This is a genomic window from Planococcus maritimus, from assembly GCF_001687625.2.
Taxonomy (GTDB): domain Bacteria; phylum Bacillota; class Bacilli; order Bacillales_A; family Planococcaceae; genus Planococcus; species Planococcus maritimus.
The window spans coordinates 2,711,815-2,737,492 of record NZ_CP016538.2; the positions used below are offsets into that span (position 1 = coordinate 2,711,815).

Annotated in this window: 20 protein-coding genes; 4 read left to right on the forward strand and 16 right to left on the reverse strand. The window is 48.2% G+C overall.

Annotated features, from left to right (window positions below; all coding sequences use genetic code 11):
* Positions 1-27: 27 nt before the first annotated feature.
* From BBI11_RS13445 to BBI11_RS13460, 3 genes are all read right to left on the reverse strand, one after another.
* Positions 28-1,851: an ABC transporter ATP-binding protein gene (locus BBI11_RS13445; RefSeq protein WP_068464431.1), complete on the reverse strand. Its 1,824-nt coding sequence runs from the start codon at positions 1,849-1,851 to the stop codon at positions 28-30.
* Positions 1,844-3,568, reverse strand: a complete 1,725-nt coding sequence (locus BBI11_RS13450; protein WP_068464433.1) for an ABC transporter ATP-binding protein — start codon at positions 3,566-3,568, stop codon at positions 1,844-1,846. Before BBI11_RS13450 ends, BBI11_RS13445 begins: the two co-directional genes overlap by 8 nt.
* A 502-nt stretch (positions 3,569-4,070) precedes the next feature.
* The gene (locus BBI11_RS13460; protein WP_068464438.1) at positions 4,071-4,982 is read right to left on the reverse strand and encodes a DMT family transporter; all 912 of its coding nucleotides are present in this window, start codon (positions 4,980-4,982) and stop codon (positions 4,071-4,073) included.
* Between the two features lie 266 nt (positions 4,983-5,248).
* Between BBI11_RS13460 and BBI11_RS13465 the strand changes: the two genes are divergently transcribed.
* Entirely contained in the window at positions 5,249-7,255 is a 2,007-nt protein-coding gene (locus BBI11_RS13465; protein WP_068464441.1) for a putative bifunctional diguanylate cyclase/phosphodiesterase, read from the forward strand.
* 1,046 nt (positions 7,256-8,301) lie between these two features.
* Here BBI11_RS13465 and BBI11_RS13475 read toward each other — a convergent pair.
* The 5 genes from BBI11_RS13475 to BBI11_RS13495 all read right to left on the reverse strand — a co-directional run bounded on the left by BBI11_RS13475 (position 8,302) and on the right by BBI11_RS13495 (position 14,297).
* Complete coding sequence (locus BBI11_RS13475) at positions 8,302-8,769, reverse strand: threonine/serine exporter family protein (RefSeq protein ID WP_068464446.1); 468 nt, start codon at positions 8,767-8,769, stop codon at positions 8,302-8,304.
* Positions 8,770-8,781: 12 nt separating this feature from the next.
* Positions 8,782-9,537 carry a threonine/serine exporter family protein gene (locus BBI11_RS13480; protein ID WP_068464450.1) on the reverse strand — a complete coding sequence of 252 codons (756 nt, stop codon included), beginning with the start codon at positions 9,535-9,537 and terminating at the stop codon, positions 8,782-8,784.
* Positions 9,538-9,627: 90 nt separating this feature from the next.
* Positions 9,628-10,767 carry a zinc-dependent alcohol dehydrogenase gene (locus BBI11_RS13485; RefSeq protein ID WP_068464453.1) on the reverse strand — a complete coding sequence of 380 codons (1,140 nt, stop codon included), beginning with the start codon at positions 10,765-10,767 and terminating at the stop codon, positions 9,628-9,630.
* A gap of 139 nt (positions 10,768-10,906) precedes the next feature.
* Positions 10,907-13,048 carry a beta-propeller domain-containing protein gene (locus BBI11_RS13490; protein ID WP_068464454.1) on the reverse strand — a complete coding sequence of 714 codons (2,142 nt, stop codon included), beginning with the start codon at positions 13,046-13,048 and terminating at the stop codon, positions 10,907-10,909.
* Positions 13,049-13,118: 70 nt separating this feature from the next.
* Entirely contained in the window at positions 13,119-14,297 is a 1,179-nt protein-coding gene (locus BBI11_RS13495) for an alanyl-tRNA editing protein (RefSeq protein ID WP_068464457.1), read from the reverse strand.
* Positions 14,298-14,376: 79 nt separating this feature from the next.
* Here BBI11_RS13495 and BBI11_RS13500 point away from each other — a divergent pair, with 79 nt between their 5' ends.
* On the forward strand, positions 14,377-15,303 hold the full coding sequence (locus tag BBI11_RS13500) for a diacylglycerol/lipid kinase family protein (protein ID WP_237150277.1): 927 nt from the start codon (positions 14,377-14,379) through the stop codon (positions 15,301-15,303).
* 60 nt (positions 15,304-15,363) lie between these two features.
* Here BBI11_RS13500 and BBI11_RS13505 read toward each other — a convergent pair whose 3' ends face one another.
* Genes BBI11_RS13505 through BBI11_RS13515 form a run of 3 tightly spaced genes read right to left on the reverse strand, consistent with a single transcriptional unit; the run spans position 15,364 to position 19,228 of the window.
* Positions 15,364-16,554: an acyl-CoA dehydrogenase family protein gene (locus tag BBI11_RS13505; RefSeq protein ID WP_068464463.1), complete on the reverse strand. Its 1,191-nt coding sequence runs from the start codon at positions 16,552-16,554 to the stop codon at positions 15,364-15,366.
* Between the two features lie 11 nt (positions 16,555-16,565).
* The gene (locus BBI11_RS13510) at positions 16,566-17,813 is read right to left on the reverse strand and encodes a saccharopine dehydrogenase family protein (protein ID WP_156889075.1); all 1,248 of its coding nucleotides are present in this window, start codon (positions 17,811-17,813) and stop codon (positions 16,566-16,568) included.
* Positions 17,747-19,228: an aldehyde dehydrogenase family protein gene (locus BBI11_RS13515; RefSeq protein ID WP_068464470.1), complete on the reverse strand. Its 1,482-nt coding sequence runs from the start codon at positions 19,226-19,228 to the stop codon at positions 17,747-17,749. The genes BBI11_RS13510 and BBI11_RS13515 overlap by 67 nt, the downstream gene beginning before the upstream one ends.
* A gap of 205 nt (positions 19,229-19,433) precedes the next feature.
* Here BBI11_RS13515 and BBI11_RS13520 point away from each other — a divergent pair, with 205 nt between their 5' ends.
* Positions 19,434-20,228 carry a MerR family transcriptional regulator gene (locus BBI11_RS13520; protein ID WP_068464473.1) on the forward strand — a complete coding sequence of 265 codons (795 nt, stop codon included), beginning with the start codon at positions 19,434-19,436 and terminating at the stop codon, positions 20,226-20,228.
* Positions 20,221-20,349 carry a hypothetical protein gene (locus BBI11_RS16695; protein ID WP_257785553.1) on the forward strand — a complete coding sequence of 43 codons (129 nt, stop codon included), beginning with the start codon at positions 20,221-20,223 and terminating at the stop codon, positions 20,347-20,349. The genes BBI11_RS13520 and BBI11_RS16695 overlap by 8 nt, the downstream gene beginning before the upstream one ends.
* A gap of 325 nt (positions 20,350-20,674) precedes the next feature.
* On the opposite strand, the gene trhO is transcribed toward BBI11_RS16695, so the two are convergent.
* The 5 genes from trhO to BBI11_RS13545 form a co-directional block, all read right to left on the reverse strand.
* Positions 20,675-21,637 (reverse strand): oxygen-dependent tRNA uridine(34) hydroxylase TrhO, encoded by a 963-nt coding sequence (trhO, locus tag BBI11_RS13525; RefSeq protein ID WP_068464475.1) that lies wholly within the window; start codon positions 21,635-21,637, stop codon positions 20,675-20,677.
* A 153-nt stretch (positions 21,638-21,790) separates the two neighbouring features.
* Entirely contained in the window at positions 21,791-22,741 is a 951-nt protein-coding gene (locus BBI11_RS13530) for a 2-hydroxyacid dehydrogenase (protein WP_068464477.1), read from the reverse strand.
* 46 nt (positions 22,742-22,787) lie between these two features.
* Positions 22,788-23,399 (reverse strand): DedA family protein, encoded by a 612-nt coding sequence (locus BBI11_RS13535; RefSeq protein ID WP_068464480.1) that lies wholly within the window; start codon positions 23,397-23,399, stop codon positions 22,788-22,790.
* Between the two features lie 125 nt (positions 23,400-23,524).
* Positions 23,525-25,096 carry an acyl-CoA synthetase MbcS gene (gene mbcS / locus BBI11_RS13540; RefSeq protein ID WP_068464483.1) on the reverse strand — a complete coding sequence of 524 codons (1,572 nt, stop codon included), beginning with the start codon at positions 25,094-25,096 and terminating at the stop codon, positions 23,525-23,527.
* Between the two features lie 21 nt (positions 25,097-25,117).
* Positions 25,118-25,651, reverse strand: coding sequence for a hypothetical protein (locus tag BBI11_RS13545; RefSeq protein ID WP_237150278.1), 534 nt, complete (start codon positions 25,649-25,651; stop codon positions 25,118-25,120).
* Between the last annotated feature and the right edge of the window lie 27 nt (positions 25,652-25,678).

The following is a 25,678-nucleotide window of genomic DNA, read 5'->3' on the forward strand; positions in this document are numbered from 1 at the left end:
TTCCCCCCGTCTCCTGCTTAAGTTTTACTATAATTTGGCATCTGCTAGCATTGTGGCGTACAAACCACCTTTTTTCAGCAGTTCGTCCTGGCTGCCTGCTTCGACCAATTTGCCGAGTTCCATGACGTAAACAGAGTCTGCCTTTCTCACCGTATTCAAACGGTGGGCAATGACGAAGCTTGTGCGCCCTTCCATCAGGCGTTCAAGCGCTTCCTGGATTTTCAATTCGGTCACAGTATCAATCGAGCTCGTCGCCTCGTCAAGCAGTAAAATGACCGGGTCGGCAATAAGCGCGCGGGCAATCGACAACAGCTGCTTCTGTCCTTGGCTGATCATAGACCCGTCGCCAGACAATACCGTGTCATAGCCTTTTGGCAACTTGGAGATGAATTCATGGGCATTGGCTTGCTTCGCCGCTTCCATTACTTCTTCATCGCTTGCATCGAGCTTGCCGTAACGGATATTGTCGCTGACCGTCGCCTCAAATAAAAATGGATCCTGCAAGACAAAAGCTATCTGCTTGCGCAAAGTCTCTCTTGGCATCGCACCGATCGGCGTGCCATCAATGCGAATTTCGCCTTCATTGACATCATAAAACCTGGCCAATAGCTGCATGACGGTCGTTTTGCCGGCACCTGTCGCACCGACGAAGGCGGCCGTCTGTCCGGTTTCGACCGTGAAGCTTAATTCACGAATGGTCCATTCCTCTTCGGCTCCTTCATATTTGAAAGACACCTTATCGAATTCGACTTTGCCGTCAAGGCGTTTGTCGGCATTGCGTTTCGTATCGTCTGCTTCCTCTGCTTCGTCCATGATGGCAAATACGCGTTCAGCCCCTGCAATGGCAGATAACACCGTATTGAATTGGTTTGCCAAATCATTTAATGGACGCGTAAACTGGCGCGAATACTCGGTGAAAATGACGATGACGCCGATTGTGACGGAACCGTTCAAGGCGAGCAATCCCCCAACACCTGCAACGAGTGCAAAACTGCCGTTATTCAAAAAGTTCATCACTTTGGGAATAAACCCCGCATATGTCCAAGCCCAGAAGCCGGTTCGGCGAAGACGCTCGCTTTTTTCGAGAAATTCATCCATGACACGGTCTTCTTGGGAAAAGGCTTTGACGATTTTTTGCCCTGAAATGGTTTCCTCGATCATGCCGTTCAAGTCTCCGACCGCTTTTTGCTGTTCTTTGTACAAACGACCTGTTCGCTTGGTGATCCAACGAACCGACACGTACATAAGCGGGATGATGATGAACGTCAATAGGGTGAGCATTGGGCTTAGCATCACCATCACGACCGCCGTCCCGACCAAAGTCAGGATGCTCGAGAACACTTGGATGAATGACGTATTAAGTGTCGATGAAACGTTTTCGATGTCGTTGGTCACACGGCTCATCAATTCGCCATGTTGGCGCTTATCAAAAAACGACACTGGCAAGCGCTGCAAATGGCCGAATAATCCTGTGCGCATTTGGTAGATGACTTGCTGGGCGATGCCGACCATCCAATAGTTCTGCAAGTACAAGGAAACGGAGTGAAGGACGTAAACGACGATGAGCCAGCCGATGATTAAGCCCATCCCTTCAAAAGCGCCTGGTACGATGTAAGTATCAATGATATAGCCGATCAAAAATGGACCGAGCAATGCCATCGCTGAACTTATGAATACTAGTGCTAAGACAACGATCAATAACGTACGCTGCTCGTCTACCAACTTCCAAATTCTCAGCAAGGTGGATTTCCAATTTTTTGCGCGTTCATTCTTTTTATCTGGTGATTTCTTTAAATCTTCCTTGGTTAAGACGGGCTCATAGCCGAAAGGCCGGCAGATGGCATCAAACATATTCCCCCACCTCCTCTGCTTGTTGGGACAATGCGATTTCACGGTATAAAGAAGAGCTCTTCAATAGTTCCCCGTGAGTGCCGTAAGCTGAAGCGACGCCGTCTTCTAACAGCAGGATCCGATCTGCACGCATCGCTGTCCTCACTTTTTGGGTCACAAGCAATGTTGTCGCCTGTTCTTTATCGAGCTCTGCCCATAATGAGGATTCGGTTTTGACGTCAAGCGCACTCGTGCTATCGTCCAAAATCAAAATCGATGGTTTGCGGACCAATGCACGGGCGATGGACAATCGTTGTTTCTGGCCTCCGGATAAATTAACGCCCTTTTGGCCGACGCGTGTGTCGTAGCCTTTCGGGAAGCGCTGAACCGTCTCATCAATTTGGGCTTTTTCCGCAGCTCCTTGAAGTTCTGGAAGTTCGGCCTGTTCGTTGCCCCAAGACAAATTGTCGGAAATACTGCCGGTGAAGAGCATCGACTGTTGCGGCACAAGTCCGATCGTCTTGCGCAACTCCTGCAAGTCCCATTCCTTAATGTCTCGGCCATGAACCGATACGCGTCCTTCTGTTGCCTCGTAAAATCTCGGGATCAATTGCAAAAGCGAGGTCTTGCCGGAACCTGTAGCACCCATGATAGCCAGTTTTTCACGCGGGGCCAGCTCGAAACTGATATTCTGCAGCACCGGACGCGAAGTGCCAGGGTACGTAAATGACACCTTGTCAAAACTGACGGTCCCTTCCTCGATCGGTACAGTCTTCCCTTGAGCCACCTCATCGCCATCATGCGCCAAAAGAATTTCTTCTATTCGGTCAGAAGATGCCTTAGCGCGCGCAAATGCCATGATGATGAATGAAAACATCGAAAACGCACCCGTCATCCGCATTGCATAGTTGACAATCGCGACTAATTCACCGATTTGCGCATCGCCACTGCGAATATCAAAAGCTCCGAACCAAATGACTGCGAGCAGCGACACGTTCATGCCGAACAGCAAGATCGGCAAAATGATTTCCATGATGCGGAACGCTTTGACCGTGTCTGTCTTCAGTGCACCTGCTACTTCCGAAAAGCGGTTTGCTTCATACTTGCCGCGCAAATACGCTTTGATCAACCGAACCGCCTGCAAGTTTTCCTGCACGAGACGGTTGACCTTATCCAGTCGCTGCTGGACAAAACTGAAATAGACGACGCCTTTTCGAACCATTACGTACAAAAATGCTAGCAGGACCGGAAAGACGATGATCAAGTAAATCGCCAATTGTGCATTGACGACAAACGCCATGATCATGCTACCGATGACCAAAAGCGGCGCACGCAGCATGATGCGCAAACTCATATACAGCACTTGCTGGATCAATTGAACATCACTCGTCAGCCGCGTGATGAGGCCAGATGCCGGAAATTTATTGAACATTGCGAGTGAGAAGCCTTGCACTCGTTTGTACACTTCTTGCCTGACATCAAACGAAAAGCTGTGTGACACGTGGGAAGCGAAATACGAGTTGGCAACCCCTGACACAAAAGCGACCAATGACAAGGCCATGAGCACAAGCCCGAGGCGAATGATTGTGTCCTGGTCTCCTGCCACGATACCGTCGTCGATGATGCTCGCAATGACTAAGGGCTGCAAGAGCTCGAGCACCACTTCCAATAGCATCAAGAACAAAGCGATGCCTATTAGCAATGAATAGGGTTTGGTATAAGAAAAAACAGTTTTCATAAAGGTGCCTCCTGAACATTTCGAAACTCGAACTTTATATCATTTAGTATGCCATAATTTTCAGTTATCAGGTAGAGAAATCCTTTTTTTGTCATGCTCTCAAAATCAGACGGGTTTATAGGCAACAAAAAAGCATACAGCGTGTTGCTGTATGCTTTCGGGCTGTCGAGAAAGTGATAAAGCCGTATTTTCCGAAGCTTATCGCTCGCTTTCCGTGGGCTCGCGCCCAAGCCTCCTCAGTCGCTTTGCGCCTTGCGGGGTCTCGGTCGTCTCGCTGATCCACAGGAAAGATAAGGTCGACCCACGGGAGACATTATCTTTGCGAAAGTAATGCGCAGCATTATTGAGCAGAAGGGGTTACGAGCGAACGCTTCTCCAAACACTTGGACTGGTTTTCGATTGGTGAATGTAGAATAAAGCGATCTCTTTCATGTTTGAGATCGAACTATAGACTTCTTCAACACTTCGGAAGCATACAGCGTGTTGCTGTATGCTTTGCTAGCTATCCTTCGTCAATAAGCTTTTTTTCGTTGCCGGCAAAAGACAGCCATGTGACGAAAACCAACATAAGAAAGGCGCCGCCAATTTGCAATGGCGACAGAAAATGACCAAACCAAACGAGCGAGATAAGCATCGCGGTCAAAGGTTCCATGGCCGATAGAATACTCGTCTCTACCGCCGAAATAAAGCGCATGCTGCTCAAGAACAAGACGAACGCCATCGTTCCGACCAGGATAATCGCGATGATCGCCAAGACCAGCAACGGATCCAACAAGACTCCCCACTCGTCTGACAGAAAAATCGGATTGATCAAGCCGAGAAAGATTCCGCCGAACAGCATCGACCAGCCAACGACCAGCAAGACCCCCCATTCCTGCATGAGCCTAGCCGGATACAGCGTATAGAACGTAAACGCCAAGCCGACAAGAATGCCCCAAAACAAAGCTTCCCCACTAATGACAAGGGAATCCATTCGCCCGTCCGTCAATAATAGGAACAATCCAGCAAGCGTACCAAGCATACCCAGCACCTGATAAACCGGCGGCCATTTTCGCAAGCGCATAGAAACGAAAATGATGACATATACAGGAGCCAAAAATTGCATCAGCGTAGCAAAAACAGCATTACTCGTATCGATTGCTGCGACGAAACTATATTGGACCCCAAGCATGCCCGCGACAGAAAAAATCAATAACGGACGTGTCCATATTTTTTGGCGGAAAATGGAGGTGACCTGAACCTGTTTCATTTTCAAAAACAACAGCAGCACGATGCCAGCTACGATAAGCCGGATGGTCAATAAAAATGAAACAGAAATAGGGTAGACATCGAGTGTCCACTCCATCAGCGGGCCGGTCGCCCCCCAAAGCATCGCTCCTATCAATATCATGGAAACTCCTTTAAGACGTTCCAATCCCAGCACCCCTTCACTTCAAAATAACGAATCTGTGATGAATTACCTAATTTTTCTTTTACAGTCGCTTTAACCAGTCGAAATCGGGACATTTTAAGTGATTCCCTCAATTTTCAATCGAATCATGCCTATTCTCTCATGAAGGGGTAAAAAAAGGTAGTAGCATTTCTATGCTAAAATTCCCGTGTTATATTTTTGTAAAGTGGTGACGAAAGACCTTTTCTTCTTTATAATGAAAGTACAAAACGGTTAAGGAGCGTCAGTTTATGAGTGAAAAGCAGGAGTTTTTGGCACAGAGCCTAGCATATAACCACATTCCCTTTCCCATCATCATTTTCGACCAACAAGGGCTCATCACTTGGTTCAACGGGCACGCCGAGCGCATCTTTCAACTAAATACAGAAATAGCTATAGGTCATCCCTTTTCCTATATGAATCCAGAACAAGCATCGCTCCACAAGCAGCCTTGGGAAACGCTGCTAGAAAGCACGGATCCGGTCCGATTTGAAAACATGGAAATAGGACTCGGCAGTACTGGCCAAAGCTATTCCACGATCGTTACGAAAGCGTTCACATCACATGGCGAGCGTTTTCTTCTGACGATCTACGAAGTTGATGATAGCGTAAGCGCAGATTCGACAGCAAGAGAACTGAGTCATCTTCGCCACGGGCTGGACGATTCATTTATGATGACTTATTTCGACCAAGAGTTCCTGATCACCTACGCGAACCCCCATTTCCTCAAACTCAGTAAATGGACCCCGAAGCGCGTACTTGGCAAACCTGTATGGCAAATGTTTCACGACGGCGAAGAAGATCTTGAATTTGTCGACTCCATCTTAGAAAGTCTAAAAAACGGTCAAGTTTGGAACGGCGAGGCGAAAAAAGCAACCAAAGACGGGGAAACGTATTGGGTTGATCTAACAGCGATTCCGATGCAATTATCTAAGGAAGATGCGTATTATATTTTCCTTGAAAAAGACATAACGGAAACTAAGAATGCTCAAAAACACCTCGAGGAAATTGCTTTCATTGATCCAATTACAGGACTTGCGAATCGCCACCGCCTTGAACAAGCGGTTGCTGAACATGTAAAAGAAGGACGTCATTTCTCTTTCCTGTTTCTCGATATTGACCGTTTCTACACTTTACGTGATGTATCAGATACGGATACGGAAAATGAATTGCTCATCGAATTCACCAAACGCTTGCGCATGTATTTTTCCGATTCGTTGATCACGCGCGCAGGGCTTCATGAATTCGCATTGATTACGCCTTTGCCGAACTGGTTTATCGAAGGTTTCTTACCGTATTTACAGCAGCACCCAATCTATATCCGCGGTACAGCAGTGCCTTTGACTGTCAGCGGCGCCATCACAAAATATCCGGAAGATCAGCAAAGCTTCGTCCACTTGATCAAAGCATCTTATGCGACCATCAAGAAAGTCAAAGACCGCGGCGGCAGTGCCATTTCCACTTTGACAGCAGACGACCACGAACGCTTGAACCGCAAAGCGCTTATTGAAAAGCGACTTGTCCATGCACTCGACCGGAAAAATCTGCAATTATTGTACCAGCCGCAAGTAAATCTTTTGACTGGCAACGTTGAAAGCGTAGAAGCGCTTGTCCGGTGGAATGACGATGAAATCGGCGTCGTCACGCCTGATGAACTCATTCCGATTGCTGAAGAAAGCGGCATGATTCACGAGATCGGCAGCTTTGTGGTAGAAACGGCCTGTTCTCAATTGAGAGATTGGAAAGCAAAAGGCATCAATATGCGCATCAGCATCAACTCTTCCATCCGTGAATTTCGTGATAAAGATATGGCCAGCAAATTGATCGAGCAAATCAAAGCGACTAATTGCGACCCTCAATCCCTGATCATCGAAATTACGGAGAAGTTTGCGCTTGAAGCTGAAGCCGAACGCCCGATTATGCAGCAAATGAATCGTCTGAACCAACAAGGCGTGCAATTTGCGTTGGACGATTTCGGAACAGGCTATGCCTCTTTCCGTTACATGCTGCTATTGCCGATTTCTTCTTTGAAGATCGATCGTACCATTATCCAATCGATTACCAAGCAAGAGAAGATGCAGAAGATGATCAACGGCATGATCCAATTTGGCAAGTCGCTCGATTTCCAAGTAACTGCTGAAGGGGTTGAAACGAACGATCAGCTTGAGCTGCTCCGGGTAATGGGATGCAATAGCATCCAAGGCTATATCGTTAGCCATCCGATGAACACTGAAGAACTTGAAAGATGGTTAAAATAGTGATGGTTGTCCCAAACTGCGGAGTTTCCGCGGTTTGGGTTTTTTATTGCGCTGAGGTTGATAGCGACGATTGGATAGCCGCCTTCTCGCTTTGGGTTGAGCTTTCGTGAGAAGCCAGGAAGACCGCCTGTCTTCTCACTTCGCTTCACACTGGGCGCGGATCGGCTTTTAGAGTTCTTTGAGAGTTCGGTGTCCATTTGTTTGTGCTTCTAGAGTGCGCATCAGCCAGTGGGGAAATCGCTTCCTTCGGCTAGGCGGAAGGTGATGAATTGGAAGGTGGCGTCGCTTGGATAGCCGCCTCCCCGCTTGGGGTTGAGCTTTCGTGAGAAGCCAGGAAGACCGCCTGTCTTCTCACTTCGCTTCACCCTGGGCGCGGATCGGCTTTTGTATTTCTTTGAGAGTTTGGTGTCCATTTGTTTGTGCTTCTGGAAGGTGCATCAGCTAGCGGGGGAATCGCTTCCTTCGACTAGGTGGAAGGTGATGAATTGGAAGGTGGCGTCGCTTGGATAGCCGCCTCCCCGCTTGGGGTTGAGCTTTCGTGAGAAGCCAGGAAAACCGCCTGTCTTCTCACTTCGCTTCACCCTGGGCGCGGATCGGCTCTTAGAGTTCTTTGAGAGTTTGGTGTCCATTTGTTTGTGCTTCTGGAAGGTGCATCAACCAGCGGGGGAATCGCTTCCTTCGGCTAGGCGGAAGGTGCAGAGTTGAATATGGGAGGTGGTGTCGTTTGGATAGCCGCCTCCCCACTTGGGGTTGAGCTTTCGTGAGAAGCCAGAAAAACCGCCTGTCTTCTCACTTCGCTTCACCCTGGGCGCGGATCGGCTTTTGTATTTCGTTGAGAGTACGGTGTCCATTTGTTTGTGCTTCTGGAAGGTGCATCAGCTAGCGGGGAAATCGCTTCCTTCGACTAGGCGAAAGGTGATAAATTGGAGGGTGGCGTCGCTTGGATAGCCGCCTTTTTAGGGTTAATGTCATCGGTTTCATCTCTTGCATATATTATTCCAACCAAAAAAACCGCCCGCAAAGCAGGCAGCCTGTTTGTTGATAATTTATTCCTGGGTGAACCCCATTTTCTTCTGTGTTCGTTTTGCCTGATATTTAAAATACAATTGCATGATGACTTCTGCGAAAACCAAGCCCATGGCGATGGCACCTGAAATCATTAATGCCTGCACGGCAAAATCGACCGCTTCCATGTAATCATTTTCTACGATATTGCGCATCGCATTGTACGCACGGCTCCCGGGAACAAGCGGGATGATACCGGCGACACTGAAGATAATCATTGGCATTTTAAAAGTCTTCGCCAAAATGTGTGCAACAATGGCGACAATAAAGGCACCGGCGAATGTCGCTTGGATCGGGTCGTCGAACAAGAGGAAATAAGTTCTGTAAAAAAGCCAGCCGCTCATTCCTACTAATCCACAACTAATCAGCGTCTTTCGCGGGATATTGAAAATGATGCCGAATGCGCCGGCTGCCAAAAAACTTAGAAACGCTTCTAAAGGCCAGTTCATTCGATCTCCTCCTTAAAATGACAATACAATGGCGATGCCAGCCCCGATAGCGAATGCTGTCAGAAACGCTTCCGCCCCCATCGATAAGCCAGATACAAAATGGCCAGCCATCATGTCGCGCACTGCATTGGTGATCAGCAATCCTGGAACAAGCGGCATGACCGAACCGATGATGATGGTATCGGGGTCATTTCCGAATCCGCTATGGACTACTAGTACTGCCAAGGTACCTATGGCGACGGCTCCTATAAATTCCGCAAAAAATTTGACCCTTGTTTTTATGAGTACCATTTCCACAATATAAAAGCCGATTCCCCCGATCACGAAAGCGAACGGAATGTCTGCCCAGCCACCGCCCATCAAGATCAAGAAACAGGCACTGGCAACTGCTGCTGCGAGAATTTGCAGCCATAATGGAAACAAGTAATGGTTTTTCTCGATTTCTGTCATTTCTTCATACGCCTGTTGCAAAGTCAATTGGCCAGCAACAAGGCGCCTCGAAACGGCATTGACGCGTGCTACCCGTTCAAGGTCGGTGCGGCGTCCGTGTATGCGCACAAAGCGCGTCGGCAAATCATTGCTCGGGGAAAACATGATGCCCGCTGGAGTCACAAAGCAATGGGAATCCATCATGTTTTGCGAAACCGCCATCCGGATCATCGTGTCTTCCACCCGGTAGGTTTCTGCGCCGCTTTCCATCATGACTTTTCCAGCCAAGAGAAAACAATCCAGCGCAAGTTCTCTTCTGACTTCCGATATTTCGGTCATCTGGTCTCCCCCCTTTTTCTTCTGTACCATCATACCGCAGAGAGGGCAAAATGAAAACGCTCCGGTTACCGGAGCGTTTGGTCGGTATCTTTATGGCTTCAAAATGACCTTGGTGCATTCGTCTTCGTGGTCATTGAAAATTTGGTATGCTTCACTTGCCTGTTCGAGCGGCACGATATGAGAGATGATCTCGCGCGGATCGAATTCGCCTTTTTCAATTTTGTCGAGGAGCATTGGCATCAAGTGTACGACTGGCGCTTGACCCATCTTCAGCGTTACATTGCGCTCGAATAGATTGCCGAGCGGGAATTGGTTATAGGTCAATCCGTAGACGCCGGTCAATTGGATGGTGCCAAATTTACTGACGGCATCTTTCGCGATATCGATGGCACTCAAGGTTCCGCCTTGCAGCATCAATTTTTGCTGAACCGCTTCAGCAGTCGATTTTTTCCCATCCATCCCAACACAATCAATAACGACTCGGGCTCCGCCTTTCGTCAATTCATGGATCAATGCCCCGGTATTGTCATGTTGGCTAAAGTCGACAATTTCCACATTGTTCATTTTTTTCGCTTTTTCCATCCGGTACGGCAATTCATCCACTGCAATAACCCGCGCCGCGCCTTTCATCCAGGCAAACTTTTGGGCCATGAGCCCAATTGGCCCGCAACCGAGTACGACGACTGTGTCGCCTTCTTTGACGCCAGCGTGTTCAACGCTCCACCAGGCGGTCGGCAATACATCTGACAGAAACAAAACTTGTTCGTCTTCGAGTTCTGAAGACTCCGGGATCACGAGTGGCATAAAATTGGCGTACGGTACGCGCAAATATTCCGCTTGCCCGCCCGAATAGTCGCCATAGCGTTCCGTCAAACCGAAATAGGCTCCCGTATCAAAATGGGGATTGCCGTTTGAATTGTCGCATTGGCTTTCCATTTCATGTGAGCAATAGAAGCAGTGGCCGCAACTGATATTAAAAGGTAGAACAATACGGTCGCCTTTTTTTACTTTGGTAACATCTGGCCCCGCCTCTTCAACAATCCCCATCGGTTCGTGGCCAATGACGGTGTTTTTGGTAGTCGGCAAGGCTCCTTGGTAAATGTGCAGGTCTGTGCCGCAAATGGCGGTAGATGTTATTTTGACAATAATGTCATCGCGCTTTTGGAGCTCCGGGTCTTTGACTTCTTTGACTTGCATATCCTTCGTCCCTTGGAATGTTACGGCCTTCATGTTTTTCCCTCCTATTTCGATTTCAGAATATTTTTGTTATTCCCGTTTTCTGTCAATACAAACTTTGTTTTTCTTCTTTCAATTATTTGGCGCAAAGAAAAAGCGGACCCCCAAAGGAGATCCGCTTTCATTTGTATGCTTATCGTAAAGGCAAGGTATCAAGTGGTTCAAAATCCGATAAGCGATAGCTCTTGACTTCACTATTCGCTACTGTGTATAACGCGTCTTTTGCGTAGGCCATGCGCTGGACCGAAGTATTCCAATCTTCATAAGGCTGATCGGATGCTTGCGTCAAATCAGCTGATAGCTCGATCCCTTCTGCTGTGATCGAATACACCAAAGCCCCTTCTGCCTCGAATTCGATATATTCCATTCCATCTCCTTGATAGATCGATATTGGAAAACCGAATAAGCTCTGCTGCTCATGACGGAATAACGCTTTGTGGTCGTATTGCAAGGCAGAATAAGTGCCTGGCCCGCCGATGATTTCCGTATCGGTTTCCTTCGGGTTGCTCATATCGCTGACATCAAATAGTGAAAGCTTCATCCCGCCGGTCACTATGCGCGGCTCGCCGCCACCTTTGACAGGTTCAATTTTCGTTTCATAGCCGAAGCCGATCAAATGAGTTTCATCGAGTGGATGCAAGTAGTTGGAAAATCCAGGTATCTTCAATTCCCCCAACACTTGTGGCGCGGACGGGTTCGACACATCGATGGCAAACAAGGGATCGGTTTCCCGGAACGTCACCATATACGCTTTCTTGCCCATAAATCGAACCGAATAGATGCGTTCACTCGGGGCTAAGTTTTCTACAGAACCGACTTGCTCCAATTGTTCATTCAAAATGAATAAATGGTTTTTCGGTTGTGAAGCCGGCTGCCATGCGACTCCTTCGGTCGTCGCCAGACGGAAATGCCCTTCGAATTCATCCATCGAAAATTGATTCAAAAGCGTTCCTTGCACTCGAGCTGACGCGATAAATTCTACAGAGACACCATCCAAGCCGAATTTAAAGATTTCCGTATCCGCTTGTTGCGGCACCCAAAGCGAAGTATTTCCGAACTCCCCTTCAGCCGTCTCGTAAGCCGATGCTGTCAAATAGAGATGCTGTTCGTTCATATACAATTGTTCATTGCCGCCTAAAAAACCTTTTGTCGAGAGCTCATTTGTTGCCGGCGCCTCGAGGTTAAGGGAGTTGATGACACTATAACTTCCTTCCATCGTTCCCGGCAGGATGGTCAAGTCTTCATAAGGCAAAGGTTCGAACTCCCCGCCTTGCTTCGAATCGAAGAAATTTGGCCGCAACTCAATATCGGGACGATCTTCCAAAATCCAATAATTCGGGAATACATTGCTGACATAATGAAGAATGCCGTTTGTTAAGCGTGCATTATTGAAGGAACCTTCATTGCCAAATTCGCGGACGAGTTTTGGGTTATCGGGCGAGCTTACGTCATAAAGAGAGACAACGGTGATGCCTGAATAGGGCATGAAACTCTCCATTTCCGCTTCATCGTCTGTTTCCATAAGCGAAAAGCGGCTTGAAATGACGGCAAGTGTATCATTTGATAAAAACAATTTTTCCGGATATGTTTCCTTATCAAACTTCACTATTGCTGCGAGCTCCATGTTTTTCGGATCGCGAATATCGGAAATCGTCACACGCGATTCGCTGACAGAATACAAATAATCTCCATCGGTTTGCACGATATCCCCTTCATCAATACCTTCCACCTGATTATTGGTAGATGAGTGTTCGTTGCTGCCCCCGATCCCTCCTGCATCACTAGAAGCGCTGTCTTCTGCTTCCTCTACCCCTTCACCAAATCCCCGATAGAAAGGATTGTCTTTTTGAAGCTTTAACAACCGCGTGAAATACGTACGCAGCTCGTCTTCTCCAGCCAGGTTCTGGACTTCATCTTGTATCGTGAACTCGAGTTGATTTATCGAAAGGCTTTTCAGAAAACTGTTCGACAAGGCAGCTTTGGTGACATGAAGTTTATAGTTTCCGCTAGTAATGTCAGGGACTTCGAGTGTCCTCCCCCCATTGGCCAATTGCATATCGAGTTGAAGTTTTTTTCCAGTCGCATCCGTAAGATAGACCGCTCCTTTTTCGATCGCGTCGGTATCCAGCGGCGTTGAGAAATTTGCCCGCCAACCCGATTCTGAAAGGGCAGTGGATGAACCGCTGATTGCCACATTTTCTGTTAATAAGACAAACGCTGCGCCCGAAAATACCAAGAGAATCACCGCTAGCCACCACGCTCTGCTCCATTTCATGAAAATCACGACCTTTCCCGTGCATTTATCCATTAGACTTTTAATGGCACGAAAAAGTTACAGTCTGTGCTCAGTCATTCGCATGAATTTCGCTGAAAATCTCCCGGAAGCGTTCAAATGGTGCAGTTGTATTGCCTCCGCCTTGTGCAAGCGCAGGAGTTCCGCCTCCCTTGCCATCTGTTTCAGCAAGCAGACGCTTCAAAGTCTCTCTCATATCGGCCTCAGATTCCTCACCGCGGCCACAGACAAAGCGAATGCTGTCTGCTTTTTGCGCCGCAAACAATGCGCAAGTCGATGGATATTGTTGTGTCACCAACCTCGCCAATTGCTGCAGTTCCTTAACAGGGCGGTCAGTAAAGTTCTGGATGATGACGCCTTTTTCTGGAGACATGGCTTTTGATTCAAATAGCAATAATTGCTTTTTCAACTCCACAAGTTCTTTGTCAGCTGCGCTTTTTTCGGCCAATAAATTATCGGTGGCTTGGGTTAATTCTGCAAGTGGCGCATTCAGTTTTCCGATCAGCGCATCGCTGACATCGCTTAATTTCCCAAAATGCTCCAGCGCACGCTCCCCGCATAGAAAATAAAGACGCGTGCCGCCTTTTGCTTTTTCCGTCCCCAGAATCTTCAGCATCCCAATGCCTGCCGTATTATCCGGATGCGTACCGCCACAGGCATTCAAATCGATGCCTTCCATGTCCACTAAGCGGATTTCTCCACTGACAGCAGGCGGCTTACGTAAGCGCAATTGCTCCAGCTGCTGTTCGTCCACAAAACGCGTATGGATTTGCAAATGGCGCTGGATAATCCGGTTGGCTTCCAGTTCCACGTGCCGCAAAGTTTCCTGGTCGATCGAGGCTTGATGCAAGTCAATCGATACCCGCTCCTGCCCCAAATGGAAGCTGATTGTTTTGTAGCCGTGGTGATCTTCCAATAATGCGCTTAAAAGATGCTGGCCGGCATGCTGCTGCATATGGTCCCATCTTCTCTGCCAATCCAGCACTGCCACGTATTTGCCTGGTTCTAGCTGCCGGTCTAGATAATGGCGGATTTCCCCTTCAATGGTTTGGACATCCGTCACATCCGCCGCGCCAATCAAGCCACGGTCTGCAGGCTGCCCTCCACCTTCTGGATAAAAGCAAGTCTGGTCCAGAATGACATATGGCCCGTGTTCATCAGCTGATGATTCGTTCACTTGAACTGTTGTTTCCATCAAATAAGGATCTTCGTAATACAATTTTTTCGTCATAAGAGCACTCCTTTTCACGGAATTCCGCTGATGCGTTTACTTGCCCTCCATAAGTGGAATGGTTGAGTAATGAGAAAGAATGGAGGACTTACGCATGGCCGGATTCACGCATTCCGTATTATTGTATAATGCCAAGGCAGGTGCGTCCACGTTAGATGCGGTGATGGGACAGGCAGTGCCGCATCTCGCCGCATCGTCTAAAACATTAGAGCTGATCAAGACGGATTCCCCTGAAGAGATGGAATCCGCCTGTCGTTCTGCCGCTGAACGTGCCGATGCCCTTTTCGTTGCGGGCGGCGACGGCACGGTTCACTTGGCAGCACGGGTACTCAGTTCGATCGACAACCCGCCGCCACTTGGCATCTTGCCGAGTGGTACGTGCAACGACTTTGCCCGCACGATGAATATCCCTTTATATTTGGATGAAGCAGCGAGCAAGTTAAGCCAAGGCCAGCTGCAGGAAGTTGATACCGCAACTATCAACGACGGCACCTTCCTGAACTTTGCCGGCATTGGTTTGATTACTGACGCTTCTGTTAATATCGACCCACATTTAAAAGAACGCTATGGCAAACTCAGCTATTTCATGAGCGCAATGCAAACGATGAGACAGTCAGAGCCGTTTAATGTGTCGTTAACGATCGATGGCCAGTCTTACGAAGAAGAAGCCGTCTTGGTTCTGGCCATGAACGGTAAATCCATCGGCACCCATCTGTTCCCGATGCAAAATATTGATCCGGCTGATGGCTTATTGGATGTGTTCATCATTCAAAGTTCGTCGTTTGCCGCAATACGCGAGTGGTTTTCTTTATCCAAACCGCATCTCACGGCAGAAGACCTTGAGCACATCATCCACCTGCAAGGGCGCGATATCGACATCCGCACAAATGCGCCGATGGATATCGATACAGACGGGGAAATCTATATGCAGACGCCGGCTTCGATTCGCGTCCAGCCCGGTAAGCTCAATTTGCTCGTGCCAAAGGAAGAAGATATTTTCACATAAAAAAAGAACGGGCTCGATGCCCGTTCTTTTTTTATGGTCTCTTTTAAGCAAAAGTCGATTTCATTCAAATGGCCAGGCAGGCAGCATGCGGTTCAATTCCCTATCTTTGCGTTTGCCGAGCACATAGTCCGCTTGCATGATCGTATGGATTTCACGGGTCCCTTCGTAAATGACCGGTGCTTTGGAGTTGCGCAAATAACGGGCAACCGGATAGTCATCGGAATAGCCATAGGCGCCGTGGATTTGTATCGCGTCATCTGCCGCTTGGTTGGCAAAATCACACGCCTGCCATTTGGCGAGTGAAGTTTCACGTGTGTTGCGCTTGCCGCTGTTCTTCAATTCTCCCGCCCGGTAGACAAGCAAGCGGCTCATCTGATAGCCTGCTTCCATCCGAGCAAGCATTTGCTGCACCAATTGATGTTCTCCAATCGGCTTCCCGAAAGTTGTGCGTATCTTGCAATAATCGAGACTGGCTTCAAGGCAGGCCATCATTAATCCGCACGCGCCGGCAGCAACGGTAAAACGGCCGTTGTCGAGTGACGCCATAGCGATTTTAAATCCTTCCCCTTCTTCGCCGAGACGGTTATCTACCGGAATGCGGACATCTTCCATGAACAACTCGCCCGTATTGCCTGCGCGTATGCCATACTTGCCTTTGATCGCCTTGGAAGAAAAGCCCGCGCGCTCCCGTTCCACGATAAAAGCGCTAATGCCTTTATGTCCTTGTTGTTTATCGGTATAGGCAAAAATGAGAAAGTGATCTGCTTGATCGCATAAGGAGATCCATGTCTTTTGCCCATTTAATACATAGTCATCGCCATCGCGTTTAGCACTTGTCGTAAGGGCCGCGACGTCCGACCCAGCTCCCGGTTCCGTCAATCCGAACGCGCCGATCTTCTCACCTTTTGCCTGAGGAACCAAAAACTTTTGCTTCTGCTCTTCCGTGCCCCATTGCAGAAGCGACAAAGAATTCAGACCGGTATGGACCGAAACCGCTGTACGAAACGTGGTATCACCGCGCTCTAATTCTTCACAGACGATAGCCAGCGAATTATAATCCATTCCGCTTCCGCCGTAAGCTTGTGGAATGCACACGCCCATTAAGCCAAGATCAGCCAAGCGCTGCCAGATCTCTTGCGGAAAACTCCCGTTTGTATCCCAGTCTTTGATATGAGGCATGATTTCTTCATCGACAAACTTCCGGACGGTTTTGCGCAGCATCACTTGCTCTTCGCTATATTCAAAATCCATGCCGACCCCTCCTAGTTCTGATGCGTTGCCCGTTGAACCGCTTCTTCAATGGTTACGCCGCGCCGCTTCATCTCGGCGATGTATTCTGCTCCCGGCACAACCTGTTCCGGCGGGTACACCCCGCGGTTATCGATGCGTCCATCCGCGATCATTTGTGCCACTACAGAAATGCTATAAGCTGTAGCCTGCGCCATCGCGGTGACGCCAGTCGATTCATCTCGGATCGTCACCATTTCATACTGATATGTGCATTCCTCCTGCTGTTTCAAACCCGAAACCCTCACGCGCAGCAGTACTGCATCTTTCTCATCTCCAAGCTCCGTAATCGGCTCGAGCACTTTTAATAGCACTTCACGAAGCGAAACTTCATGTCCGCCCGCTACCACTTTTCCTTCACGGCTCGTCAAACCTAATTCGACAAGCAAGCGGAATTTATCAGCATGCCCACTATAGCGAATCGTTTTATATTCCAACGAATCAACATTTCGGAAGGTTTCCGTTAACGTCGATGTGCCGCCTGATGTGTGAAACGCTTCTAATTCGCCAAAGCCCTCAAATGCGATCGGTTCAATTTCCGATAGCGACGAGACTTGCTTTAATTCGCCACTGCGGATGACGTGAGACGGATCGGTATAATGGTCAAAAACGCCTTCGAGTGAAAACACGTGCTTGTACTCAATCGGTGGTTCCGGATGGAGCGGAATGCCACCGACATAAATGCGGATTGATTTGACCTCATCCAATTGACTGGCGCCATAGCCCGTTAAAATATTGATCATGCCCGGCGCCACACCAAGGTCGGGGATGATCGTCACGCCTTGTGTTTCCGCTTGGTCATTCATGGCGAGCACTTTATCTGTTGCGCCGCCGATATGACCGCCGAGATCGACAGAATGAACACCGCATTCGATGGCGATCTCCGCTACTTTTTCATTGAATGTATAAAACAGCGCATTGATGACAACATCTGCTTGCGAGATGACTTGTTTCAATTGTTCATCGTGGCTTGCATCCATCTGAGCAATTTCCAGACGCGGATCGTTCAATTGTTGCCGGAAAGCTTCTGCCTTTTCAGTCGTCCGGTCCGCCAGTATCACTTTTTCTACATGCTTGTTGCCAAGTAAATCACGCGCCGCTTGTTTTCCCATCAACCCTGCTCCGAGTACCGCAAATTTCATCTCCGCCGCCCCCTTTATGCTTCGTTGTCGATCTGTGCCCGTTGCAATTTTCCGCTGAAATCTACATAGATGCTTTTCCATTCCGTAAAGACATCAAGCGCCGCCACGCCTGAATCACGGTGGCCGTTGCCAGTGCCTTTTGTCCCGCCGAACGGCAAGTGGATTTCGGCTCCTGTTGTTCCGGCATTGATGTAGACAATGCCAGTATCGAGGTCGCGTTGTGCTTTGAACGCCCGGTTGACATCAGCTGTGAAAATCGAGCTAGATAAGCCGTAAATGACGCCGTTATTTACTTCAATCGCTTCTTCAAAACTTGCCACTTCAATCAAGGAAATGACCGGGCCGAAAATTTCTTCCTGGGCAATACGCATCTCCGGTGTGACCCCCGCAAACAATGTCGGTGCGTAATAGTTCCCTTTGTCGTAATGGCCGCCTGTTAATATTTCACCGCCCCTAACGAGTTCTGCGCCTTCTTGTTTGCCAATTTCAATATAGGAATGAATTTTCTTAAGCGCCTTCTTATTGATCACTGGGCCGATTTTGACCGTCTCATCCATGCCGTCACCAATCGTCAATTTATCCATCTTATCAAGCAGGCGCTGCTGCAAGGACTCTTTCGCATCCTTATGAACGATAACGCGGCTACAAGCTGTACAACGCTGTCCAGCCGTGCCGAATGCACTCCACAAAATGCCATCGACCGCAAGATCCAAATCCGCATCGTCCATGACAATAACTGCATTTTTCCCGCCCATCTCAAGCGATACTTTCTTCAAATGGCGGCCGCCAAGCTCTGCTACTTTACGCCCGGTATCCGTTGAACCGGTAAATGAGATCACCCGGATATCCCGATGTTCGATCATTGCTGTCCCGACTTCTGAACCGGAACCAAAAACGATATTCGCGACGCCATCTGGCAAACCCGCTTCTTTGAAAATCTTGGCCATTTCATAAGCCATCATCGGTGTTTCAGTAGCCGGTTTCCAGATGAAAGTGTTGCCTGCTACAATTGCCGGAAACGACTTCCAAGTAGCGATAGCCACCGGAAAATTCCAAGGAGTGATCAGCCCAACGACTCCAATCGGCGCGCGCACGCTCATTGCAAATTTATCAGCTAGCTCCGAAGGGGTCGTCTCACCAAATAATCTTCTGCCTTCCCCTGCCATATAAAAGGCCATATCAATTCCTTCCTGAACTTCGCCGCGCCCTTCTTCGATCACTTTCCCCATCTCTTTTGTCAGCACCGAGGCCAAGTGTTCTTTACGTTCTTTCATCAAGCGTCCGATTTCATAAAGATAATCCGCGCGTTTCGGCGCAGGCACAAGCGCCCATTTTTTTTGCGCAGCCTTCGCTGCTTTCACCGCTTCCTCTACGTCAGCAGCAGTTGAACGCTGGACTTCCGCAAGCTCTTCTCCTGTTGCCGGGTTAACGACTGGCACAAAATCAGCGTTATGCCCTTCCTGAAATCCCCCATTTACAAAATTCGTCAGTTTCATCGAATTACCCCTTTCCACAGTAAATGTAAACGCTTTCACTATTTACTCTATTCCCTACAAAACAGAAAACTCCTACACGCTTTTCTAACTTCCTCCTATAACTTTTAAAAGCTAGGGATATTTGTTCAACTTTGCATGAAAATTACTAAGAAACGGTTGACACTGACCATTCGTCATAGTCTAATCAAGAGTAGAGGTGATTGAAATGTACAAAGTACAAGAAGTGGCAAAAATCGCGGGCGTCAGTGTGCGTACGCTGCATCATTACGATAGCATCGATTTAATGAAACCGAGCAATAAAGGCTCAAACCGATACCGCTATTACAGCGATGAAGATTTAAAATTGCTTCAGCAAATCCTATTCCTTAAAGAACTTGGGTTTTCGCTGAAGAAAATTCAGGAAATTATTAAAAACGGCTATGACGCTGAATACGCGATGGCGCGCCATATCGAATTGCTTGAGCAGAAAAAGTATCGCATCGAGCAATTGATCGACAATGCGCGCATGACTCGAGAGGAATTTTCATCTGGGAAATCCTTGAGTAATGAACAGCGGTTTTCCGCTTTCTCGATCCGCCATACACCGGACCGCATCGATTTGTACCAGAAACCGGAGATTGAGGTATCTGTTAAAGAAGACCTTGAAAACATTAAAGACGAGACAAGCGTTCTCGATGACTCAGCTTCTGAAACTGCTAAACCTGAAAAAGAAGCGGAAAACCTGGAAGAAATCGACCGTGAAGCGAACCGTATTTATAGCGCTGTTGCAAGTTTAATGCATTTACCGGCCGACGCATTAGCAGTCCAGAAAGAAATGGCCGCTTATTATCATTTACTTGATCGTTTCTATGAATGTACACCGAAAATGTTCCGCAACTTAGCGAACCTTTACGCAAATGATAGCCGCTTCTCCCGGACCATCGATCAACACGGAGAGGGCTTATCCGATTATTTGAAAGACGCGATGCACGTGCACGCGGATGCATTGCAACATGCATGAGCTCATCGGCCCTTGCAGCAATTGCGGCAAAGAAGTCTATTGCCGTGATGGATTTTTGGACGGCGTCTATATCGACGGCGAATTAATTTGCCATGATTGTGCAGAAGAACTCGACAATTGATCCATAAAAAAAGCCTGAACGGGAATGCCGTTCAGGCTTTTTCCAAGCTGTCGAGAAAGGGATAAAACCGTATTTTCCGAAGCTTATCGCTCGCTTTCCGCGGGCTCGCGCCCAAGCCTCCTCAGCCGCTTCGCGTCTTGCGGGGTCTCGGTCGTCTCGCTAATCCACTGGAGTCGAGCGAACGCTTCTCCAAATACTTAGAGAGGTTATTGAATGTTGAATATAGAAAAAGGTTCTCTCTTTCATAATTGAGAGCGAACTATGGACTTCTTCAACACTCTGAAAAAAGCCTGAACGGGAATGCCGTTCAGGCTTTTTCAATTGCTTACGATTGTGAAGTTTCTTTTAACGCATCAAGACGCTGTTGTACTTCCGCGCCTGTCAAGCCATGCTCAAAAGCATAGCGGTTGCGTGGATGTTCACGGCATTCGTCTGAACATGAGCGCATGTACTTGTGCTCGTTTTCTTCTGAAGACAATATTTTCGCGTTGCATTCAGGGTTCGCGCAGTTAACATAGCGTTCACAAGGTTCGCCTGTGAAATGGTCTTTCCCGACAATCGTGTGTTCAACGCGATTGACCGGTACAGCGATGCGCTCATCAAAGACGTATAACTGTCCGTCCCAAAGCTTGCCTTGAACTTCCGGGTCTTTGCCGTAAGTGACGATGCCGCCGTGAAGTTGGTTGACATCATCGAAGCCTTCGCGTTTCATCCAGCCTGAGAATTTTTCACAGCGGATTCCGCCCGTGCAATACGTCAAAATTTTCTTGCCTTCAAACTGCTCTTTGTTTTCGCGGATCCATTCTGGCAAATCGCGGAAAGTTTCAACGTCTGGACGCACCGCGCCGCGGAAATGTCCCAAATCGTATTCATAGTCATTGCGTGCATCGATGACTACCGTATCCTGATCTTGCATCAATTTATAAAATTCTTCCGGCTCCAAATAATTGCCGGTCAATTCATTCGGGTTAATATCTTCTTCAAGTCCAAGGTGAACGATTTCTTTTTTCGCACGAACATGCATTTTTTTGAAAGCATGGCCATCCGCTTCATCGATTTTAAAAACGATGTCGGCAAAGCGCGAATCGTTCTTCATCATTTCCATATATTGTTCAGTTTGCTCGATCGTGCCGGAGCATGTGCCGTTGATTCCTTCGTCTGATACGAGAATGCGGCCTTTCAATCCCAATTCTTTGCAGGCGGCCAAATGCTCAGCTGCGAAATCTTCCGGATTCTCGATTGGGGTATATAGGTAATACAGTAAAACGTTATGTGTATGATTTTGCATGAATCATACCTCCTGATTTTCGATTTGGCCCGTTCCCTTAATGCAGGAAAAACCTAGCCTATTTTACCCCAGTACGCCAAAAAATTCAACTTCTCCTAACGCTTCGTCTTAGCAGACAATGAAAAACAGCCCCGGTGGCCGGGACTGCCTATCTCAGCATACTCTATTCTTGATGGGCTTGCTGTTCGCGCACGCCAGTAATGCTTTTTTGTTCAGTTCCATCATGGCGTAGCGTGTCTGAACGGTGGCGCTGCCGATATGCGGCGTGACCGTCAAATTAGGGAGTGTCTGAAGCGGATGGTCAAGCGGCAAGGGTTCTTGCTCGAATACATCGAGCCCCGCTCCCCAAATCGCTTTACTGTTCAACGCTTTATAAAGGGCTTGTTCATCAACAATTCCGCCCCTGCCACAGTTGATAAGAATCGCGGTGTCTTTCATCAGAGCCAGTTCACGTTCGCCGATTATGCCTTTTGTCTGTTCTGTCAGAGGAGCAAGGATCACAACAAAATCAGAACGCTTCAATAAATCATCGAGTTCCGCATAGTCTGCGTCTTCCAAATTTTTGCGAGTTCGGTTGTGATAAATCACTTCCATATTGAAGCCTTGCGCACGACGGCACACTGCTTCTCCAATCCGCCCCATGCCTATGATGCCGACCGTTGAACCGTGTACATTCTGCCCAGTCATTCCCATCGGTGTCCAGGCTTGCCATTCGCCTGTTCTGACCATTCTCTCCGCTTCGACCAGGCGCCGGGCTGTCGCCAGCATTAGCGCAAATGTTAAGTCAGCCGTTGTTTCTGTCAAAACGTCTGGCGTATTCGTCACGATCACGTTATGTTCTCGCGCTGCATCAAGATCCACATTATTATAACCGACCGCCAAATTGACGACGATTTTCAAATGCGGCGCCGACTCGAACAGCTCACGGTCGATTTGGTCGCCTAGCATCGTCCACAGCGCCTGCGCTTCTTTCGCTTCTTCCAGTAGTTTTTCACGTGGTGCATTGCGTTCCTCTTCTGGCCACATGCGCACCTCGTAGACGTCGTGCAACTCAGCCACTGCCTCTGTTGGCAATTTTTGGGTAATGAATAAAATCGGTTTCATTAAACTCCTCCACCCTTCTCCTGAATAACTTCCTTATTCCATAAGCCTATCGCTCAGTACTGCGGCTTTTTTTAAACATCCACAACCCAATCACCACACCCACAAAAAGCAAGGCATAGACAAGGTTTGAATAGACGCTTAATTGCTGCAGGATTGCTTCTTGGTTGTCTCCGACAGCCCGCCCGGCATAAACGAGCACCGTGTTCCAGATTAAGGTGCCCGCTGTCGTAAATGTCAGGAAAAGTACGAATTTCATATTGGACATGCCTGCCGGGATTGAGATGAGGCTACGGATAAGTGGGATTAGCCGCCCAATAAATACGGCGAATCCCCCGAAACGATCAAACCAGCGATCCGCTTTATAGAGATCCGCTTTTTTCAGGCGCAGCCACCGGCCATGTTTATCGATAATCCGCTCAAGCCGTTCTACATCCAGCAAAAGCCCAAGCCCATAAAGCACAGCAGCCCCTGCAACCGATCCAGCCGTAGCAGATAAAATAACTCCCCATATCGTCAAACTGGTGGTCGAGGTCATGAATCCACCAGCCGTCAGAACCACTTCCGATGGGACGGGTGGAAACACATTCTCTAACAGAATCAGCAGAAAAATCCCGAAATATCCGTAATTTTCCATAACCGATGTCATCCATTGTTCCATAAGAGACCTCCTCTAAACGCACCGATGCCTGCACTGTTTACATGTCCATCTTCTATATATTGACGAAACCATTCAAACTTAAACAGCTTAAAAAAAGCCGCGCTTGTGCCAGCGCGGCTTGCTAGTTATGCCTTCATTTTACGCAATTCTACACGGCGGATCTTTCCGGAAGTTGTTTTTGGCAGTTCCTTCAGAAACTCGATAACACGCGGGTATTTATAAGGGGCAGTGATGCCTTTGACATGGTCCTGCAATTCCTTAACCATTTCCTCGTCCTGTCTGCCACTCTCTCTTAATACAACAAACGCCTTAACGATATTGCCGCGAATTTCATCGGGCGCCGCCACTACTGCACATTCCTGTACGGCCGGGTGCTTCATAAGCGCATCTTCCACTTCGAATGGCCCGATTGTGTAGCCGGAAGAAATGATGATGTCGTCGCTACGGCCTTCAAACCAGAAATAACCGTCTTCATCGCGTGAAGCTTGGTCTCCCGTTAAATACCAATCACCGCGGAAAGATGCTTTTGTCCGCTCCGGATCCCGGTAATATTCTCGGAACAAGGCAGGGCAGCTTTTGTGTACAGCAATATCGCCCACTTCCCCAGCTGCCGCCGGCTGTCCGTCTTCGTTAATAATATCCACTGGATTTCCCGGAGTCGGTTTCCCCATTGAACCAGGTTTCATATCCATGTCCTGTAAGATGCACACGAGCAAAGTATTCTCCGTCTGCCCGTAGCCATCTCGGACATTTAACTGGAAGGCCTCCTGGAAAGCATCAATTACTTGTCGGTTAAGCGGCTCCCCGGCAGAAACGGCACTGCGCAGATTAGGTAATTTATAATCGTTCAAGTTTTCGACCTTGGCCATGATGCGGTATTCCGTAGGCGTACAGCACAACACGTTAACGTTTTCTTCCTTGAGGATGTCCAAATATTTCAGCGCATCGAAACCGCCATTGTAGACGAGCGCGGTCGCACCGAGCGTAATGGTCGAAAGAAACGGGCTCCAAATCCACTTTTGCCAGCCTGGTGCTGCTGTTGCCCAGACGATATCGCCGCTTTGCACGCCAAGCCATTCAGTCGCTGCCGTCCGGACGTGCGCATAGCCCCACCCGTGTACGTGGACGACACCTTTCGGATTGCCGGTTGTTCCAGATGTATACGATAAAAATGCCGTATCCTCCCGCTTCGTATTGACCGCTTCGAACTCTTCCGATTGTGCATCAGCTAGCTGTTCCAGCGACTTCCATCCTTGTTCAGTTCCGCCTACAATCAATTTATTGTTCAATGCATCGTACTTTTCTTCAATGGAATTCGTTTCAGCTGTCGTCTTATAGTGCGCGATAATCGCCTTTGCACCTGAATGCTCCATGCGGTAGCTCAAATCTTTTTTGCGCAGCATTTCAGAACAAGGAATTGCAACAAGGCCTGCACGCAAGCATGCCAAATATGTCATGTATGCTTCCGGAATCCGCGGCAGAATAATGAGGACGCGGTCTCCTTTTTCAAGCCCTAGTTCGATGAGGGCTTGTGCATATTGGTTCATTTTGGAAAAAAGATCTTGATAAGACAATTCGATACGCTGATTGTCTGCGTCAAACCAGCGCACCGCAATTCGTTCCGCATCATTTTTGTACACTTCCAACTCAGAAGTAATATTGTATTGTTCAGGTGCAATCAATTGTTCGACATTCATATCATTTCCTCCATTTCGTATTTAACTCGCAGGGATGATCAAATAATAAATACTCGCCAAAAACAAGAACGCCATCATAACCGATAGATACGCTTTTTTCGCCGTGAACCCTTGAACCGTCTGAATAATTTTCACACTGACCAAATACATCCACACGACACCGATTATAAGAAAAAGACTTACCCACCAAGCCCCATTGCCCACCCCCGTTAAATAGGGCGTACCGAGCAATCCTGGAAGTAGTGCAACTGGAGCCACTAAGCTGATGGCACGGTATTTCGCCGTGCCGCCAAGCGCCTTTGATCCAGCCCACAGCAGTGCTGCCATACCGACTTTTGTGATAAGCGCCGTCAAGATGCCAAAAACGATGAAGATGGCCGGAACAAGAAAATTCTGCAATAACCCGGAATCAAAACTGCTTATGTATGAGGCTTGCGACGCGATTGAAATCGCGCCGTAGCCTAGTCCCACGATGAGCAATAACAGCCGGCTCACCGTTTCGGTTTTCGGTAATTCCAGGAATGACCGGTAAGATGGATCATCCAGGCTTATCATTTTTCCAACCAACTTTGCCACTCCCTT

What these genes read in the sequence shown, in the direction of transcription:
- BBI11_RS13445 (WP_068464431.1), bottom strand. Translation starts at nt 1,851, where the DNA reads ATGTTTGATGCCATCTGCCGGCCTTTCGGCTATGAGCCCGTCTTAACC.
- BBI11_RS13515 (WP_068464470.1), bottom strand. Translation starts at nt 19,228, where the DNA reads ATGAAACTGACGAATTTTGTAAATGGGGGATTTCAGGAAGGGCATAAC.
- BBI11_RS13495 (WP_068464457.1), bottom strand. Translation starts at nt 14,297, where the DNA reads ATGACGAAAAAATTGTATTACGAAGATCCTTATTTGATGGAAACAACA.
- BBI11_RS13545 (WP_237150278.1), bottom strand. Translation starts at nt 25,651, where the DNA reads ATGATAAGCCTGGATGATCCATCTTACCGGTCATTCCTGGAATTACCG.
- BBI11_RS16695 (WP_257785553.1), top strand. Translation starts at nt 20,221, where the DNA reads ATGCATGAGCTCATCGGCCCTTGCAGCAATTGCGGCAAAGAAGTCTAT.
- BBI11_RS13510 (WP_156889075.1), bottom strand. Translation starts at nt 17,813, where the DNA reads ATGGAAAAGCATCTATGTAGATTTCAGCGGAAAATTGCAACGGGCACA.
- BBI11_RS13450 (WP_068464433.1), bottom strand. Translation starts at nt 3,568, where the DNA reads ATGAAAACTGTTTTTTCTTATACCAAACCCTATTCATTGCTAATAGGC.
- BBI11_RS13505 (WP_068464463.1), bottom strand. Translation starts at nt 16,554, where the DNA reads ATGGATTTTGAATATAGCGAAGAGCAAGTGATGCTGCGCAAAACCGTC.
- BBI11_RS13465 (WP_068464441.1), top strand. Translation starts at nt 5,249, where the DNA reads ATGAGTGAAAAGCAGGAGTTTTTGGCACAGAGCCTAGCATATAACCAC.
- mbcS (WP_068464483.1), bottom strand. Translation starts at nt 25,096, where the DNA reads ATGAATGTCGAACAATTGATTGCACCTGAACAATACAATATTACTTCT.
- trhO (WP_068464475.1), bottom strand. Translation starts at nt 21,637, where the DNA reads ATGCAAAATCATACACATAACGTTTTACTGTATTACCTATATACCCCA.
- BBI11_RS13530 (WP_068464477.1), bottom strand. Translation starts at nt 22,741, where the DNA reads ATGAAACCGATTTTATTCATTACCCAAAAATTGCCAACAGAGGCAGTG.
- BBI11_RS13480 (WP_068464450.1), bottom strand. Translation starts at nt 9,537, where the DNA reads ATGACCGAAATATCGGAAGTCAGAAGAGAACTTGCGCTGGATTGTTTT.
- BBI11_RS13490 (WP_068464454.1), bottom strand. Translation starts at nt 13,048, where the DNA reads ATGAAATGGAGCAGAGCGTGGTGGCTAGCGGTGATTCTCTTGGTATTT.
- BBI11_RS13500 (WP_237150277.1), top strand. Translation starts at nt 14,377, where the DNA reads ATGGAGGACTTACGCATGGCCGGATTCACGCATTCCGTATTATTGTAT.
- BBI11_RS13520 (WP_068464473.1), top strand. Translation starts at nt 19,434, where the DNA reads ATGTACAAAGTACAAGAAGTGGCAAAAATCGCGGGCGTCAGTGTGCGT.
- BBI11_RS13475 (WP_068464446.1), bottom strand. Translation starts at nt 8,769, where the DNA reads ATGAACTGGCCTTTAGAAGCGTTTCTAAGTTTTTTGGCAGCCGGCGCA.
- BBI11_RS13535 (WP_068464480.1), bottom strand. Translation starts at nt 23,399, where the DNA reads ATGGAACAATGGATGACATCGGTTATGGAAAATTACGGATATTTCGGG.
- BBI11_RS13485 (WP_068464453.1), bottom strand. Translation starts at nt 10,767, where the DNA reads ATGAAGGCCGTAACATTCCAAGGGACGAAGGATATGCAAGTCAAAGAA.